The sequence below is a fragment of the Leifsonia sp. PS1209 genome (assembly GCF_012317045.1).
Lineage (GTDB): Bacteria > Actinomycetota > Actinomycetes > Actinomycetales > Microbacteriaceae > Leifsonia.
The window spans coordinates 1,885,604-1,901,068 of record NZ_CP051154.1 but is presented as its reverse complement, the minus strand read 5'-3'; the positions used below and the strand labels follow the sequence as shown (position 1 = coordinate 1,901,068).

16 protein-coding genes are annotated in these 15,465 nt (G+C 70.0%); 10 read left to right on the top strand and 6 right to left on the bottom strand.

Annotation, left to right across the window (positions count from 1 at the left end):
- Positions 1-10 precede the first annotated feature (10 nt).
- Both HF024_RS08995 and HF024_RS08990 read right to left on the bottom strand, forming a co-directional pair.
- Entirely contained in the window at positions 11-1,003 is a 993-nt protein-coding gene (locus tag HF024_RS08995) for a DNA-formamidopyrimidine glycosylase family protein (protein ID WP_168689331.1), read from the bottom strand.
- Positions 1,003-1,491 carry a ribose-5-phosphate isomerase gene (locus tag HF024_RS08990; RefSeq protein ID WP_168689330.1) on the bottom strand — a complete coding sequence of 163 codons (489 nt, stop codon included), beginning with the start codon at positions 1,489-1,491 and terminating at the stop codon, positions 1,003-1,005. The genes HF024_RS08995 and HF024_RS08990 overlap by 1 nt, the downstream gene beginning before the upstream one ends.
- A 104-nt stretch (positions 1,492-1,595) precedes the next feature.
- Here HF024_RS08990 and pepN point away from each other — a divergent pair, with 104 nt between their 5' ends.
- The 8 genes from pepN to HF024_RS08950 all read left to right on the top strand — a co-directional run bounded on the left by pepN (position 1,596) and on the right by HF024_RS08950 (position 11,567).
- Complete coding sequence (gene pepN / locus HF024_RS08985; RefSeq protein ID WP_168689329.1) at positions 1,596-4,139, top strand: aminopeptidase N; 2,544 nt, start codon at positions 1,596-1,598, stop codon at positions 4,137-4,139.
- A 193-nt stretch (positions 4,140-4,332) separates the two neighbouring features.
- On the top strand, positions 4,333-5,244 hold the full coding sequence (locus tag HF024_RS08980; RefSeq protein ID WP_168689328.1) for an ATP-binding cassette domain-containing protein: 912 nt from the start codon (positions 4,333-4,335) through the stop codon (positions 5,242-5,244).
- On the top strand, positions 5,241-6,071 hold the full coding sequence (locus HF024_RS08975) for an ABC transporter permease subunit (protein WP_168689327.1): 831 nt from the start codon (positions 5,241-5,243) through the stop codon (positions 6,069-6,071). Before HF024_RS08980 ends, HF024_RS08975 begins: the two co-directional genes overlap by 4 nt.
- Positions 6,072-6,092: 21 nt before the next feature.
- Positions 6,093-7,454 carry a histidine kinase gene (locus HF024_RS08970; RefSeq protein ID WP_210724055.1) on the top strand — a complete coding sequence of 454 codons (1,362 nt, stop codon included), beginning with the start codon at positions 6,093-6,095 and terminating at the stop codon, positions 7,452-7,454.
- The gene (locus tag HF024_RS08965; protein ID WP_085368495.1) at positions 7,451-8,128 is read left to right on the top strand and encodes a response regulator transcription factor; all 678 of its coding nucleotides are present in this window, start codon (positions 7,451-7,453) and stop codon (positions 8,126-8,128) included. The genes HF024_RS08970 and HF024_RS08965 overlap by 4 nt, the downstream gene beginning before the upstream one ends.
- A 55-nt stretch (positions 8,129-8,183) precedes the next feature.
- Complete coding sequence (locus HF024_RS08960) at positions 8,184-9,425, top strand: mechanosensitive ion channel domain-containing protein (RefSeq protein ID WP_168689325.1); 1,242 nt, start codon at positions 8,184-8,186, stop codon at positions 9,423-9,425.
- A gap of 1 nt (position 9,426) precedes the next feature.
- Complete coding sequence (locus HF024_RS08955) at positions 9,427-9,864, top strand: globin (protein ID WP_168689324.1); 438 nt, start codon at positions 9,427-9,429, stop codon at positions 9,862-9,864.
- Between the two features lie 44 nt (positions 9,865-9,908).
- On the top strand, positions 9,909-11,567 hold the full coding sequence (locus HF024_RS08950) for an FAD-binding dehydrogenase (RefSeq protein WP_085368498.1): 1,659 nt from the start codon (positions 9,909-9,911) through the stop codon (positions 11,565-11,567).
- 16 nt (positions 11,568-11,583) lie between these two features.
- Here the strand turns inward: HF024_RS08950 and HF024_RS08945 are convergent, their stop codons facing one another.
- A complete protein-coding gene (locus tag HF024_RS08945; RefSeq protein ID WP_085368499.1) occupies positions 11,584-12,267 on the bottom strand; it encodes a hypothetical protein in 684 nt (227 codons plus the stop codon).
- A gap of 41 nt (positions 12,268-12,308) precedes the next feature.
- Here HF024_RS08945 and HF024_RS08940 point away from each other — a divergent pair, with 41 nt between their 5' ends.
- Positions 12,309-13,178 carry an acyl-CoA thioesterase II gene (locus HF024_RS08940; RefSeq protein WP_210724054.1) on the top strand — a complete coding sequence of 290 codons (870 nt, stop codon included), beginning with the start codon at positions 12,309-12,311 and terminating at the stop codon, positions 13,176-13,178.
- 13 nt (positions 13,179-13,191) lie between these two features.
- Here the strand turns inward: HF024_RS08940 and HF024_RS08935 are convergent, their stop codons facing one another.
- Together HF024_RS08935 and HF024_RS08930 are read right to left on the bottom strand one after the other, a co-directional pair.
- The gene (locus tag HF024_RS08935; protein WP_168689323.1) at positions 13,192-13,920 is read right to left on the bottom strand and encodes a zf-HC2 domain-containing protein; all 729 of its coding nucleotides are present in this window, start codon (positions 13,918-13,920) and stop codon (positions 13,192-13,194) included.
- Positions 13,917-14,426 (bottom strand): sigma-70 family RNA polymerase sigma factor, encoded by a 510-nt coding sequence (locus HF024_RS08930; RefSeq protein ID WP_085368501.1) that lies wholly within the window; start codon positions 14,424-14,426, stop codon positions 13,917-13,919. Before HF024_RS08930 ends, HF024_RS08935 begins: the two co-directional genes overlap by 4 nt.
- A gap of 127 nt (positions 14,427-14,553) precedes the next feature.
- Here HF024_RS08930 and HF024_RS08925 point away from each other — a divergent pair, with 127 nt between their 5' ends.
- Positions 14,554-14,982 (top strand): Rieske (2Fe-2S) protein, encoded by a 429-nt coding sequence (locus tag HF024_RS08925; RefSeq protein WP_168689322.1) that lies wholly within the window; start codon positions 14,554-14,556, stop codon positions 14,980-14,982.
- A gap of 6 nt (positions 14,983-14,988) precedes the next feature.
- Here the strand turns inward: HF024_RS08925 and HF024_RS08920 are convergent, their stop codons facing one another.
- Positions 14,989-15,465, bottom strand: coding sequence for a thioesterase family protein (locus HF024_RS08920; protein WP_168689321.1), 477 nt, complete (start codon positions 15,463-15,465; stop codon positions 14,989-14,991).

The window sequence follows — 15,465 nt, the reverse complement described above, 5'->3', positions numbered from 1 at the left end:
CGGTCTCCGCTCAGGCCTGGTCTTTGGGGCACCAGTACAGTTTGCGCCCTCCAAGCAGCTCCATCACGATGTGCGTGCCGCACACGCGGCACGGCAGTCCCTCGCGCTTGTAGACCCAGTGCCGGTCTTCGCGGCTCGCCATCGCCTTGCGGTACGCCTCGGGGTCGAGGTCGTCCATCGTCATCATCTGGCCGGTCTCCACGCCGATGCGCAGCAGCCTGCCCCAGTCGCGCCAGAGCTCGCGCACCGTGTCCTCCGGCACCTGCTTGCCGGGCGTGTGCGGGTTCTGCCTGGCACGGAACAGCAGTTCGGCCCGGTAGACGTTCCCGATGCCCGCCACCACGTTCTGGTCCATCAGCAGCAGGGCGATGGAGGTGGGCTTCTTCTGGACGGCGGTGACGAACCGCTCTTCTGCCGCCTGGTCGTCGGAGAGGAGCGGGTCCGGGCCGAGCTTGGCGATCACCGCATCCACTTCTGCCGGGTCGAGCACCTCGCACGCCGTCGGGCCGCGGAGGTCGGCGACCGCGGTGTCGCTGAGCAGCCGAACGCGCACCTGGCCGATCGGCTCCGGCGGGAACGTCGTGATCTCGTCCTCCACCTTCTCCGACTCCGCCATGCGCAGCCGGGTGCGCCGGGGCGCCCCGATGCTGTGCAGCGAGTTCTCGCCCGCACCGTCGAGCACCGTGTCGTCGTCCACGGCGGTGCCGCGCTGGTTGGTCTGCCCCATCCGGCCGTTGGCCGCAGCGATGGTCGGGTCGATGCTGATGTCGCCCGCGAAGTCCCACGCGCCGTATATGCCCAGGTGGATGCGCAGCCACAGCCCGTTGTCGAACTCCAGGAACATCTGCTTGCCCACGGCGCGGGCGTCGGTCATCACGTGCCCGTCGATGCGGGATGCGCCCTCGGCGAAGCGCCCTTGCGGCGACGACACCTGGATGCGGTGCCCGACGAAGTTGCTCGCGAACTGGCGCGCGATGCGGTGGACGGAGTGACCCTCGGGCATCAGCGGTCCACGTTCTTGCCCGCGATGTCTCCCGTCGCCTCGTATTCGGCGAGCTGGGCGATGCGGCGCACGTGGCGTTCCTCGAACGAGAACGGCTCTGCGATGAAGACGTCGATGAAGCGCGTGGCCTCTTCGACCGTGTGCTGTCTGGCTCCGATGGAGATGACGTTGGCGTCGTTGTGCTGGCGGGCCAGCTGCGCCGTGCTCTCGTTCCAGACCAGGGCGGCGCGGGCGCCGATCACCTTGTTGGCCGCGATCTGTTCCCCGTTGCCCGAACCGCCGAAGACGACGCCGAGAGCCTCCACCCCCGCCTGCTGGTCGGCGACGACCGCCTTCGCGGCGTTGATGCAAAACGCCGGGTAGTCGTCGATGGGGTCGTAGGTCGTGGGACCGTGATCGACGACCTCGTGACCGGCCTCGGTGAGGTGGGCCTGAAGGTGGGTGCTGAAGTCCAGACCGGCGTGGTCGGTGGCGATGTGGATGCGCATGCACCCAGTTTAGGGACGGCCACCGACGCCGAGGGACCGCTGACAGCCGATGCGTCTAGGGTTGTCCATTGGACACAATCCGTCGAATCTTCAAGGAGTCAGCGTTGCCAGGAGAAAACCTCACCCGCGTCGAAGCCCAGGAGCGTGCTTCGCTCGTCAGCACCCATTCCTATGACGTCGTCCTCGACCTGACGACCGGGCCGGAGACGTTCCTCAGCACCACCACCGTGCGCTTCGACGCAGAAGAGGGAGCGTCGACGTTCATCGACGCGATCACCCGCACGGTCCACAGCGTCACCCTCAACGGCGTCGAGCTCGACCCCGCGCAGGTCAGCGACGGCGTGCGCATCCAGCTGGACGGCCTGCAGGCGCAGAACGAGCTGACCGTGGTCGCGGACGCCATCTACACCAACACCGGTGAGGGCCTCCACCGCTTCGTCGACCCCGTCGACGGCGAGGTCTACCTCTACAGCCAGTTCGAGGTGCCGGACTCGCGCCGCATGTTCGCGGTGTTCGAGCAGCCGGACCTCAAGGCCGAGTTCACCTTCACCGTGACGGCGCCCGCGCACTGGGCCGTCGTCAGCAACTCCCCAACCCCCGAGCCGACGGACGCCGGCGACGGCGCGAAGACCTGGGCCTTCCCGGCGACCAGCCGCATCTCCTCGTACATCACCGCGCTCATCGCCGGCCCGTACGAGTCCGTGCACAGCGAGCTCACCAGCCGCGACGGCCGCACCATCCCGCTCGGCGTCTACGCGCGCAAGTCGCTGGCCGAGTACCTGGATGCCGACTACATCTTCGAGAAGACCCGCCAGGGCTTCGCCTTCTACGAGGAGAAGTTCGACTACGCGTACCCGTTCGAGAAGTACGACCAGCTCTTCGTGCCCGAGTTCAACGCGGGTGCGATGGAGAACGCCGGGGCGATCACCTTCACGGAGACCTACGTCTTCCGCTCCAAGGTCACGGACGCCATCAAGGAGCGTCGCGTCGTCACGATCCTGCACGAGCTGGCGCACATGTGGTTCGGCGACCTGGTGACGATGAAGTGGTGGAACGACCTCTGGCTGAACGAGTCGTTCGCCGAGTACGCCTCCACGCTGGCCACCGCAGAGGCCACGGAGTGGCACGAGGCGTGGACCACCTTCGCCGCGATGGAGAAGAGCTGGGCGTACAAGCAGGACCAGCTGCCGTCCACGCACCCCATCGTCGCGACCATCAACGACCTGGAGGACGTGCAGGTCAACTTCGACGGCATCACGTACGCCAAGGGCGCCTCCGTGCTCAAGCAGCTGGTGGCGTGGGTCGGCCAGGACGACTTCCTCGCCGGTGTCGCCCAGTACTTCAAGAAGCACGAGCACTCCAACACCGAGCTGCGCGACCTGCTCGTCGAGCTGGAGGCGACCAGCGGCCGCGACCTCACCGACTGGTCGGAGAAGTGGCTGGAGACCGCGGGCGTCAACACGCTCCGCCCGGAGATCGAGGTGGATGCCGCCGGCACCATCACGTCGTTCTCCGTGCTGCAGACCGCTGCGGCCGACTACCCCACCATCCGTCCGCACCGTCTGGCGATCGGGTTCTACAACCTGGTCGACGGCCGCCTCGTGCGCGACCACCGCATCGAACTCGACGTCGACGGTGAGCGCACCGACGTCGCCGAGCTGGTCGGCCTCGCCCGTCCGGCCCTCGTGCTGCTGAACGACGACGACCTCGCGTACGCGAAGATCCGTCTCGACGAGCAGTCCCTGCAGGTGGCCATCGAGCACCTCTCGTCCATCGAGAACCCGCTCGCCCGCTCCCTCGTCTGGGGCGCCGCCTGGGATGCGACCAGGGATGCCGAGACGCCGGCGAGCGACTACGTGCGCCTCGTCCTCGGCAACATCGCGCCGGAGACCGAGTCGACCACCATCCGCACCACGCTGAGCCAGCTGCTCCTCGCCGCTGGGTCGTATGTCGCCCCCGAGCGACAGAAGGCGGCCACCGAGGAGGTCGCCTCCACGCTGTGGACGCTTGCGCAGCAGGCGGAGGCCGGAAGCGACGCGCAGTTCCAGTTCGTCAAGTTCTTCGCCGCCGCGGCGTCGACGGACGAGCAGCTCACGAACGTCGCCGCCCTGCGCGACGGCACCGTGACGCTGCCCGGCCTCGAGGTCGACACCGACCTCGCCTGGGAGCTGCTGATCGCCCTCGCGGCGGGCGGCAAGGCCGGTCGTGCGGAGATCGACGCAGCCCTCGCGAGGGACAACACGGCGAACGGCGCGCAGTTCGCCGCCCAGGCCGCAGCGAGCATCCCGACCCAGGAGGGCAAGCAGGCCGCCTGGGACTCGGTGTTCGCCACGGACACGGCGCCGAACACGATCGTGCGCTTCACCGGCCTCGGCTTCCAGCGCGCGGCGGACAAGGATGTGCTCGCCACGTTCGTGACGCCGTACTTCGAGGCGCTGCAGAGCGTGTGGGAGTCGCGCAGCTACAAGATCGCCGAATACCTGGTGGCGGGCATGTACCCCGCACCGCTGGCGAACGCCGCCCTGCGCGACGCGACCCGTGCCTGGCTCGACGCGAACGCCGAGCCTGCCGCCCTGCGCCGCCTCGTGGTCGAGAACCTGGCCGGCGTCGAGCGCGCTCTCGCCGCACAGGAGCGCGACGCCCGCTAGCCGGGAACGACTGACGCAGCAGCAGCACCATTGAGTGGCCCCGCATCGCCCAGCACATCCCGTGCCCGGGCGGTCGCGGGGCCACTCGCGTCTCCGGGCACGCGCGTCTCGTACCGGGGTACGACAGCCACCGGATGCGGGACCAGACCGCGCGGGGATGCCGCAAACCCCGCCGGTTCAATAGGGTCTAACCATGATCCAACTTGACCGCCTCACCAAGACGTACGGTGCGAAGACCGCCGTCAACGACATCACGGCGACCATCCAACCGGGCAAAGTCACCGGCTTCCTCGGCCCGAACGGCGCGGGCAAGTCGACGACCATGCGCATGATCATGGGACTCGACCGGCCGACGCACGGCACGGCCCTCGTCAACGGGAAGCGCTACGCCGACCACTCGTCGCCGCTCACCGAGGTCGGCGCGCTGCTCGACGCGAAGGCCGTCCACACCGGCAGGAGCGCGTACAACCACCTCCTCGCGATGGCGGCGACCCACGGCATCCCGAAGCGGCGCGTGCACGAGGTCATCGGCCTCGCCGGCCTCGAAGCCGTCGCGGGCAAGCGCGTCGGCGGCTTCTCGCTCGGCATGGGCCAGCGCCTCGGGATCGCGGCGGCCATGCTCGGCGACCCCGCCACCCTCATCCTGGACGAGCCGGTCAACGGCCTCGACCCGGAGGGTGTGCTCTGGGTGCGGCAGTTCGCCAGGCACCTCGCCTCGGAGGGCAGGACCGTGTTCCTCTCCTCGCACCTGATGAGCGAGATGGCGCAGACCGCCGACCACATCATCGTCCTCGGCCGTGGCCGCATCCTCGCGGACGCCCCCGTCGCCGACATCCTCGCGGGCGCCACCCGCAACGCCGTCCGCGTCCGCACGCCGCAGGCCGAAGAGCTGGCCCGCGCCATCGCGGGAGCGGACGTCACGATCACCGGGATCGAGGCCAGCCTCCTCGAGGTCTCCGGCCTCACCAGCGCCCAGGTCGGAGAGGCCGCCGCCCAGTTCGGCATCGTCCTCCACGAGCTGACCCCCCTCAACGCCTCCCTCGAAGAGGCCTACCTCGAACTGACGCAGGACGAGGTCGAATACCGCACGGAGGTCTCCCGATGAGCACCGCAACAGCAACCGCCCCCATCCGGCACACCTCGCTCGGACACCTGAACTTCGCCCGCGTCGTACGGTCGGAGTGGATCAAGCTGCGCTCGCTGCGCTCGACGTTCTGGACGTACGCGATCGTCGTGGTGATCGGGCTCGGGATGACCTGCCTGGTCGCGTTCACCATCCCCGACACGATCGCGAAGCAGGTCCCGGCCGCCCAGCACTCGGCGTTCGTGGTCAACACCGCGTCGTTCGGCGTGACGTTCGGCCAGCTGGCCGTCGCCGTGCTCGGTGTCCTCGCCATCAGCGGCGAGTACTCGACCGGGATGATCCGGTCGTCCTTCGCAGCCGTTCCCAAGCGCCTGCCCGTGCTCGCCGCCAAGGCGATCGTGCTCTTCATCGCCTCGTTCGTGGTCGGCGTCGTCACCGTCGCAGGCTCCTGGGCCATCGCGGCCCCCGTGCTGTCCGGCAAGGGCTTCTCCGCGGACTTCGCCTCGGCGGACACCCTCTGGGCGATCGTCGGCGCCGGAGCCTACCTCGGCCTCGTGTCGGTGTTCGCGCTCGGTCTCGGCACGATCCTCCGCGCAGGGGCAGGCGGCATCGCCGCAGCGCTCGGTGTGGTGTTCCTGCTGCCGATCATCGTGAACCTCGTCGGCTCGCTGACGAACATCGAGTGGATCACCAAGGCGAACAACTACCTGATCAGCGCGGCAGGCGCCGGCATGGCCGGGTCGGACAACGGCGGCTTCGAGCCGTGGGCGAACGTGCTCATCGTGCTCGCCTGGACCGCCGTGTCGTTCGTCATCGGCGCGATCATCCTCAAGCGCCGCGACGCGTAACGCGCCGCACTCCCGCTCCGCATGACAGACGAACAGCTCACCCCCGGCCGGACCTCTCCGGCCGGGGGTGATCTGCAGCTTCCGAGGCCCCCGGGGGTCATCCGGCGCACGATGGCCGCGCATCCGGTGGTCGTCGACAGCATCGTCGCAGCGAGCTACCTCCTCCCGTCGCTGCTCGCCGGCGTGATCGGGATGGTCGTGGAGCCGAGCTGGCAGCTCGGCGTGTACGTCGGGCTGGCCGCCGTCGCCGGCGCAGCCCTGTTCCTCCGCAGGCACAACCCGGTGGCGGTGTTCGCGGTGGGCGCCGCCGTCATGGCGATCACCGTCTTCCTCGGCCACGAGATCGACCCCGTGCCCGCCTTCTACGCGCTGTACGCCCTCGCGGTCTACCGCTCCGCCCGCGCGGCCTGGATCGGGTTCGCGGTGCTCTCCGGCCTCGCCATCGCCACGCTGACCTTCTCGGCCTTCGTGGCGCACGCAGCGATCTTCCACCCGTTCGACAGCGCCGTCGTGCCGTCGGCGATCGTGATCGTCTCCCTCGCACTGTTCTTCGTGCTGGTCGGCATCAACATCGGCAACCGGCGCCGCTACCTCGTCGCCCTCATCGACCGGGCGCAGCAGCTGGCCCGCGAGCGCGACCAGCAGGCGGTGATCGCCGCGACGGCCGAACGCAACAGGATCGCCAGGGAGATGCACGACATCGTCTCGCACAGCCTCACGGTGATGATCACGCTCGCCGACGGGTCCGCCGGGCTGGCCGCGATCTCGCCGGAACGCTCCGCCGATGCGATGCGGATGGTCGCGGAGACCGGGCGCGGCGCGCTCGGCGACATGCGGCGCCTCCTCGGCGTGCTGCGCGCGACGGACGGCGACGGCGACGAGCGCGCCCCGCAGCCCGGCGTCAGCGAACTGAGTGAACTGGTCGAACGCTTCCGCGCAGCAGGGCTCCCCGTGCGCGTCACGGTCGACGGCGTCGCCCCGACCGACACCGGCCAGCAGCTCACCGTGTTCCGCGTCGTGCAGGAGGCGCTGACGAACGCACTGCGCTACGCGGCGCTCGCGACGACGGTGGAGGTGCGCATCCGGTTCGGGACGGAGACCATCGAGATCACCGTGGACGACGACGCGGCCGTGCACGGCGCCCTCGGGCAGGGTTCCGGTCGCGGACTGCTCGGGCTGAGCGAGCGCGTCGCCCTCTACGGAGGCAGACTGGAGGCAGGACCCAAGCCCGGAGGCGGATGGCGGCTGCGCGCGATCCTCGAGGCGATCCCGCCATCGCCGACCCAGACCCCGCCGCCAACACAGACCCCGCCGCCCACACAGACCCCGGCCCAGACCACGACGACCAGCCCGACCACCACCCCCGAGGAGAACACCCCGTGACCGACGACAACCCGATCCGCGTCCTGCTGGTCGACGACCAGGCGCTCGTCCGGCTCGGCTTCCGGATGGTGCTCGAAGCGGACACCGGACTGCACGTGGTCGGCGAAGCGGCGGACGGCCTCGAAGCCGTGCGGCTCGCCGTCGAGACCCGGCCCGACGTGATCCTGATGGACGTGCGCATGCCGTCGCTCGACGGGATCGAGGCCACCCGGCGCATCGTGGCGGCCAACCCGGATGCGCGCATCATCATCCTCACCACGTTCGACCTCGACGAGTACGCGTTCGGCGGACTCCGGGCCGGGGCGAGCGGGTTCCTCCTCAAAGACGCACGGCCGAGCGAGCTGACCGACGCGATCCGGGCCGTCGCTGCGGGAGACGCGGCGGTGTCCGGGAGGGTGACCAGGTCGATGCTGGAACTGTTCGCGGACCGGCTGCCCGCCGCATCCACCGGCCAGCCGGCGGGCGCCGACCCGACGGCCGCGCTGACCCCGCGCGAACGCGAAATCCTGCTGGCCATCGCGGAAGGGCTCTCCAATGGCGAGATCGGCACGAAGTTCTTCCTCACGGAGTCGACCGTGAAGACGCACGTCGGGCGGGTGCTGTCGAAGCTGCACCTGCGCGACCGGGTGCACGCGGTGATCTTCGCCTACGACAACGGGCTGGTCGAGCGCTGACGGTGGCGCCGGGTCCAGCGGCCGCCAAGGCGGCCCTCGGTAGGCTTGCATTCCTATGGTGAAGATGAACTTCTGGACTGATTTCGGCGCGTGGGCCATTCAGAGCGGCTGGACGCTGCTCAACGTCGCCTCGATCATCGTCGGTGCCTTCCTGCTCAGCTGGATCCTGCGAGTGGTCATCCGCCGCGTGGTGCGGCAGATCGTCACCGGGGTCAAGAAGAACCAGAACGTGACGGACACCCAGGCCATCTCGGCGTCCCCGCTCGCGGCCGTCCGCGTGGTGCAGCGGACCAGGACGCTCGGCTCCGTGCTCAGCAACATCGTCAACGTGACCATCGGCATCATCGCGATCGTCATGGTCATCGGCGTCCTCGCTCCGACCGCGCTGACCTCGTTCGCGCTGCTCTCCGCCGCCATCGGCGCCGGCCTCGGTTTCGGTGCCCAGAACATCGTGCGCGACGTCCTCAACGGCCTGTTCATCGTGATGGAGGACCAGCTCGGCGTCGGCGACGTCGTCGACCTCGGACCGGCCACCGGCGTGGTGGAGGCGGTCGGCATCCGGATCACCCAGGTGCGCGACGTGAACGGGACGCTCTGGTTCGTCCGCAACGGCGAGATCCTGCGCGTCGGCAACATGTCGCAGGGCTGGTCGCGCGTCATCATCGACCTGGCCGTGCCGTACGAGGTGGACATCGAGGCGGTCGAGGCGAAGATGCTGGAGACGGCGACCGCGCTCGCGACCAGCCCGAAGTGGCGCTCGCGCATCCTGGAGAAGCCGGAGCTGTGGGGCCTCGAGTCGATCTCGGCCGACGCGATGGTGATCCGCATCGTCATCAAGACGCGCACCACCGCTAGGGACGACGTGTCGCGCGAGCTGCGCGTGCGCCTGAAAGCCGCCCTCGACGAGATGGATGTGAAGCTGCCGTCGCTCAACGCGATCGTGCTGAGCGGCTTCGACGGCGCGGCGAGCGTCACGGGGGCGCACCCTCCGCGCACCCGTCCGACGCCGGTGGTGCCGGAGACCCCGCTCAAGGGCCGCAAGGCCCGGGCGGCGGCGAAGCGGTCCGGCGCTGCACCGGCCGACCCGCGCGCACTGCGGATCGCCGGAGTGAAGACCACCGGCGCCGCGAAGCCCCCCACCGAGGCGAAGGCTGCCAAGCCCGCCACCGGACAGACGCCCAAGACCCCCGGCACCGCGAAGCCCGCCACCGGACAGACCCCCAAGGCCACCGGAGCCGCCAATCCGCCCACAGGCGCAGGCGACGACGCGCCCAAGACCAAGCCACCGGCGGAGTGACATGACCATCCCCATCCAGCCGACTCCCCCGCGCCCCTCCGGCGACCCCGGCGGCGAGACGGCAGCCACGTTCTACGACCAGATCGGCGGGCGCGAGACGTTCCGCCGCCTGGTCGACGCGTTCTACCGCGGCGTCGCCGACGACCCCGTGCTCAAGCCGATGTACCCGGAGGACGATCTCGGCCCCGCCGCCGAACGGCTCACCATGTTCCTCGAGCAGTACTGGGGCGGCCCCGGCACGTACAGCGAGCAGCGCGGGCACCCCCGGCTCCGGATGCGCCACATGCCCTTCAAGGTCAACCCGGACGCCCGCGACCGCTGGCTCCTGCACATGCGCGCCGCCGTCGACGAGCTCGACCTCCCGCCGCTCGCCGAGGAGACGCTCTGGTCGTACCTGGAGCGCGCCGCACACGCGATGGTCAATACGTTCGAGGCCTGAACCGCGATACTCTCTCGGAAGAACCGTGCCGAAGGAGACACAGGATGAGCCGAACCCCGCAGCAGCCGGATGCGATCGTCGTCGGAGCCGGCCTCGCCGGGCTCGTCGCGGCCGGTGAGCTCCTCGACGCAGGCAAGTCGGTCACCATCGTCGAGCAGGAGCCGGCCGCATCCCTCGGCGGACAGGCGTGGTGGTCGTTCGGCGGCCTGTTCCTCGTCGACTCGCCCGAACAACGCAGGATGGGCGTGCACGACTCGCTCGCGCTCGCCAGGCAGGACTGGTTCGGCAGCGCGGGCTTCGACCGGGACGAGGACCACTGGCCGCGCCGCTGGGCGGAGGCCTACCTGCAGTTCGCCGCCGGGGAGAAGCGGGCGTGGCTGCACGAGAAGGGCGTCCGGTTCTTCCCCATCGTCGGGTGGGCGGAACGCGGAGCGGGAGCGGCGGGTGGCCACGGCAACTCTGTCCCCCGCTTCCACATCACCTGGGGCACGGGTCCGGGCGTCGTCGCCCCGTTCGCCGCGCGCCTCGCGGACGGCGTCGCGACCGGGCTGGCGACCGTCCTGCACCGGCACAGGGTCGACGAGCTGATCGTCGAGGACGGCAGGGTCACCGGGGTGCGCGGGGCGGTGCTCGCCGAAGACGCGGCAGAGCGCGGAGCTCCGAGCAACCGCGACCAGGTCGGCGACTTCGAGCTGCGTGCAGGCGCCGTGATCGTCACGAGCGGCGGCATCGGCGGCAACCACGACCTCGTCCGCGCCGCCTGGCCCGCCAGGCTCGGCACACCGCCGGCGCACATGCTGTCCGGCGTGCCCGCCCACGTCGACGGCCGGATGCTCGGGATCGCCGAGACGGCGGGCGCGCACCTGATCAACGGCGACAGGATGTGGCACTACACCGAGGGCATCCAGAACTGGGATCCGGTGTGGCCGCAGCACGGCATCCGGATCCTGCCCGGCCCGTCGTCGCTCTGGCTGGACGCGAGCGGAGACCGGCTGCCTTCGCCGCTGTTCCCCGGCTTCGACACGCTCGGGACCCTGGAGCACCTGCGCAGGATCGGCTCGGACTACAGCTGGTTCGTGCTCACCCAGAAGATCATCGAGAAGGAGTTCGCGCTGTCCGGCAGCGAACAGAATCCCGACCTCACCGGCAAGGACCTCCGGCTGCTCGCCAAGCGCGTCTCACCCGGCGCGCCCGGACCGGTGGAGGCCTTCAAGGAGAAGGGCGCCGACTTCGTGGTGGCGGACACCATCGACGAGCTCCTCGCCGGGATGCAGGCGCTCTCCGACGTCCCGCTCGACAGCGACCTCGTCGCCCGGCACATCCGGGAACGCGACCGCGAGCTCGACAACGACTTCGGCAAAGACCTGCAGCTCGCCGCGATCCGGGCGGCGAGGGAGTACCGCGGCGACAAGCTCATCCGGGTGGCCAGCCCGCACAAGCTGCTCGACCCGAAGGCCGGGCCGCTCATCGCGGTGAAGCTGCACATCCTCACCAGGAAGAGCCTCGGCGGCATCGAGACCGATCTGGATGCGCGCGTGCTCGGCGCGGACGGCTCCCCCATCCCCGGCCTGTACGCGGCCGGGGAGGCGAGCGGGTTCGGCGGCGGCGGCGTGCACGGCTACCGCGCGCTGGAGGGCACGTTCCTCGGCGGCTGCCTGTTCAGCGGCCGCCAGGCAGGGCGAGCCGCCGCGGCGACCGTCTAGGCATCGGTCGCGCCGTCTAGGCGCGTAGGCTCCACGCCTGGCGGCGGACCAGGATGTGGCCGCGCTTGGTGGTCAGCCGCGTCCACGGTCCCGTCTCCAGGATCGTCACCGGCTCGCCCTCGGCGAGGAAGCCGAGGCTCTCCGCCGCGAACGCCGCACCGGCCGGCACGTACTCGAGCGTGTCGATCGGCCGACCCCACACCTCGGCGCGCACCCGCTGCACCAGCTGCTCGCCCGTGCCGCTCGGGATGGACTCCGCCACCTCGGCGATGCCGGCCTTCGCCGTCTCCGCCAGCAGCCCGTACGTGGTCTCTCCGACCGGACGCCAGCCGCCGCGCGGCGGGGAGATGCCCGCCCAGGTGACTGTCGACACCTCCAACGGCATCCGGATCTCGACGGGCCCGACACCGGCGGCAGGCGTGATCGCCTCGCCGATCCGCGCGAGCCGGTCGAGCAGCGACCGGATCGGCACCACGGCGTCGAAGTCCGCACCCTGCACGATCGCGAACGTGCGCAGACCGAGAACGGTCGGGGTCTGGTCGAGCAGGCCACGCGGATAGAGGATCGCCGTATAGACGGCGAGCACCCCCGACCCACCGATCAGGCGTACCGACCCTTCCTCGACACGGGCCGCCCTGGACAGGTATGTCTGCAGGTCGGCGACGGCGAGGGAATCCACGAGAGAAAATGACTGGCTCATCTGCTGTCTAAACTACCAAGAGAGAACTCAATGGAGGCACAGTGACCGAGCCCCTGGCATCACTTCTGACCGCGCTCGATCTGACGGACACCGGCGCGAGGACCAGCGAAGACATCTTCACCGGCCCGTCCCAGTGGATGCCGCTCGGTCGCGTCTTCGGCGGCCAGGTGCTCGCGCAGTCCATCGTCGCCGCCTCCCGCACCGTCCCGGACGGGCGCGCGATCCACTCGATGCACGGCTACTTCCTGCGTCCAGGCGACGTGAACCTGCCGATCACGTTCTCCGTTGACCGTATCCACGACGGCCGGTCCTTCTCGACCAGGCGCACTCAGGCGTACCAGAGCGGTCAGCCGATCCTGTCGATGATCGCCTCGTTCCAGGACGAGGACGAGGGCCTGACGCACCAGGTCGAGATGCCGACGGACATCCCGGATCCGGAGACGCTGCCGAACTCGGCGGACAGCCTCGAGAGCGTGGAGCATCCGGTCGCGCAGTACTGGGCGAGCGAGCGGCCGTTCGACATCCGCCACATCACCTCCCCCATCTACCTGACGGTCGACGGAGAGCACGTCGCTCACCAGGCCGTCTGGTTCCGGTCGATCGGCGCGCTACCGGACGACCCCGACCTGCACCGCGCCGCTCTCGCGTACGCGAGCGACTACACGATCATGGAATCCGTGATGCGCAGGCACGGCGTCGCCTGGGCCACCCCCGGACTGCGCGCGGCGAGCCTCGACCACGCGATGTGGTGGCACCGTCCTGCGCGCGTCGACGAGTGGCTGCTCTACGTGCAGGAGTCGCCGAGCGCCAGCGGAGGACGCGGACTCGCGCTCGGCCGCATCTTCAGCCGTGACGGGCGCCTGGTGGCGAGCGTCGCGCAGGAGGCGATGGTGCGGGTGCCGCTGGCCTAGCCGCCCGCGGCGGCTACCCGAAGGTGGTCTTCAGCAGCACCGTCCCGTCGACAGCGGACCGGATGTCAATGGATGCGATGTCCGCCTTGGCGACGCTGGTGGTGGCCGTTGGCTTCACCGTGGTGCCAGGACCCGCCGTCCAGGTGGCGACCTGCGTCTGCGTCCCCGCCCGGTCGGTGACGACCATCGCGTACGCCCAGCTCTTGCCCTCGGTGCCGCTCACCTCCGAGTAGCTGCAGCTCGACTCGATCCTGGTCCCCCACGGCTCGGTGACGAGCCGGACGTCGGCGGAGAGCGCGCTCGGCTCCACCTGGCTCAGCGTCACCCTCGTCCCCGCCACGTCGGTGTGCGGCGCGAACACGGCCGGCAGGGCGAACACCGACACGGCGACGATCGCGGCGGCGGCCAGCAGCGAGCCGGCCGTCCACAAGCGGGTGCGCATCCGGCGGCGGCGCGCGGCGCTGAGGAGGGCGGGGAGCACATCCGGTGCCGAGTCGGTGGTGTCTGTGGTGCCTGTGGCGCCGGTGGCTGCTGCGCCTTTCGGCGCGGGGTCGAGCAGCGCGAAGGCATCCTCGGCCGACACCTGTCGCAGCAGGCCGGGCAGCCCGGCCAGCTCGGACACGTCAGCGGTGCACGCCGCGCAGGTGCGCAGGTGCTCCTCGTACGCACGCCGGTCGGCGGGCGACAGGGCCCCGAGCACGTATGCTCCGTCCCAGGTGGCGAACTCCTCGTGTCCGGTCATCGCTCCGTCACTCCCCTCTCCTGCAGGGCGAGTCGAAGCGCTCGCAAACCGTAGTGGATGCGCGACTTGACCGTCCCCTCCGGAACGTCCAGTTCGCGCGAGATCTCCGCGATCGACCGTCCGCCGTAGTAGGCGTGGACGATCACGGCGCGGTGTTCGACGGACAGCTCGGCCAGCGCATCCGACACCAGCCAGGCGTCCAGCACGGCGTCCGACTCGCTGTTCCCCGGGCGCTCCGGCAGGGTGTCCGTGCCGTATTCGTGCAGGTTGCGCGCGCTGCGCTTGTCGTCGATCACGAGGTTGCGGGCGACGGTGAACAGCCACGCCCTTGCCGACGACTGCGACTGGTCGAGCACGGCGGGCCGCTTCCACGCCCGCAGCAGCGTCTCCTGCACGATGTCGTCGGCCATCGCCCTGTCGCCGGTGAGATGCACGACATAGCGCCAGACCGCTTGCGCGTGCTGATCGTGCAGTTCGCGCAGCAGCCGCGCATCCTCGTTCGCCATGACACCTCCACCACAGACACGGGACAGGATGCGAAAAGGTTCATCTGCGACACTGCGCTGTGAACCGTACGCACAGCAGCTTCGTGCATACCGTAAGAGAACGCTACGCCGACCGGGAGGACCCCGCATGAACGACTCGACACCGCTCACCCGCCGCACCCTCGTCCAGCTCGGCGGTGCCACCGCCGTCGGGGCCGGGGCGTTGCTGCTCACCGCGTGCAGCGCGGACGGCGCCGACGGCTCGGAGCCGACGGGCTCGGACAGCTCCGTGAAGGTGCCGCTGTCGTCCATCCCGGTCGGAGGCGCCGTCTCGGCGAAGATGGGCTCTGCGCCGATCGTGGTCTCGCAGCCGACCGCGGGAAAGGTGGTCGCGTTCAGCGCCGTCTGCACCCATCAGGGATGCACGGTCGCACCGCAAGGTAAAGAGTTCGACTGCCCGTGCCACGGCTCGCGCTTCGACGCCACCACCGGGGACGTGCTCGGCGGACCGGCCAGCCAGCCGCTCCCGAAGCTGACCGCCACGGTGTCCGGCGAGACGGTCACCGTGACGAAGTAGGCGGCGTCAGGCGCGCTTGGTGAACTGCACGGGGTCGTCGAGGTACGGCGTCCAGGCTGCCCGCTCGCGCTCGTTGATGCGCCGAGGACGCTGGCTGGCCGCATCCACCAGCACGATGGTCGTCGCCGCCCGCGAGAACAGGATCTCCGGCTCAGTGCCTGCGGGCGACCGCACCTCGTAGCAGACCTCCAGGCTCGCCCCGCCGAGCCTGCCCAGCCACAGCTGCACGTCGAGCGGTTGCCGCAGATACGGGATGGGGGCGAGATACTCGATTTCCTGCCGCGCGATCAGCGTCAGCGTGTCTGCGCCCGGTCGCCCGTCGAGGACGGCGGTCGACCCTCCGACCGCCTCTTCGGCGTCGTCGGTGACCCAGAACGCCTCGATGCGCGCCTCCTCCAGGAGGCGCAGCATCTCGGCGTTGTTGACGTGCCCGTACGCATCCAGGTCGCTCCACCGGAGCTTGATCGGAACATGCAGTCGCAT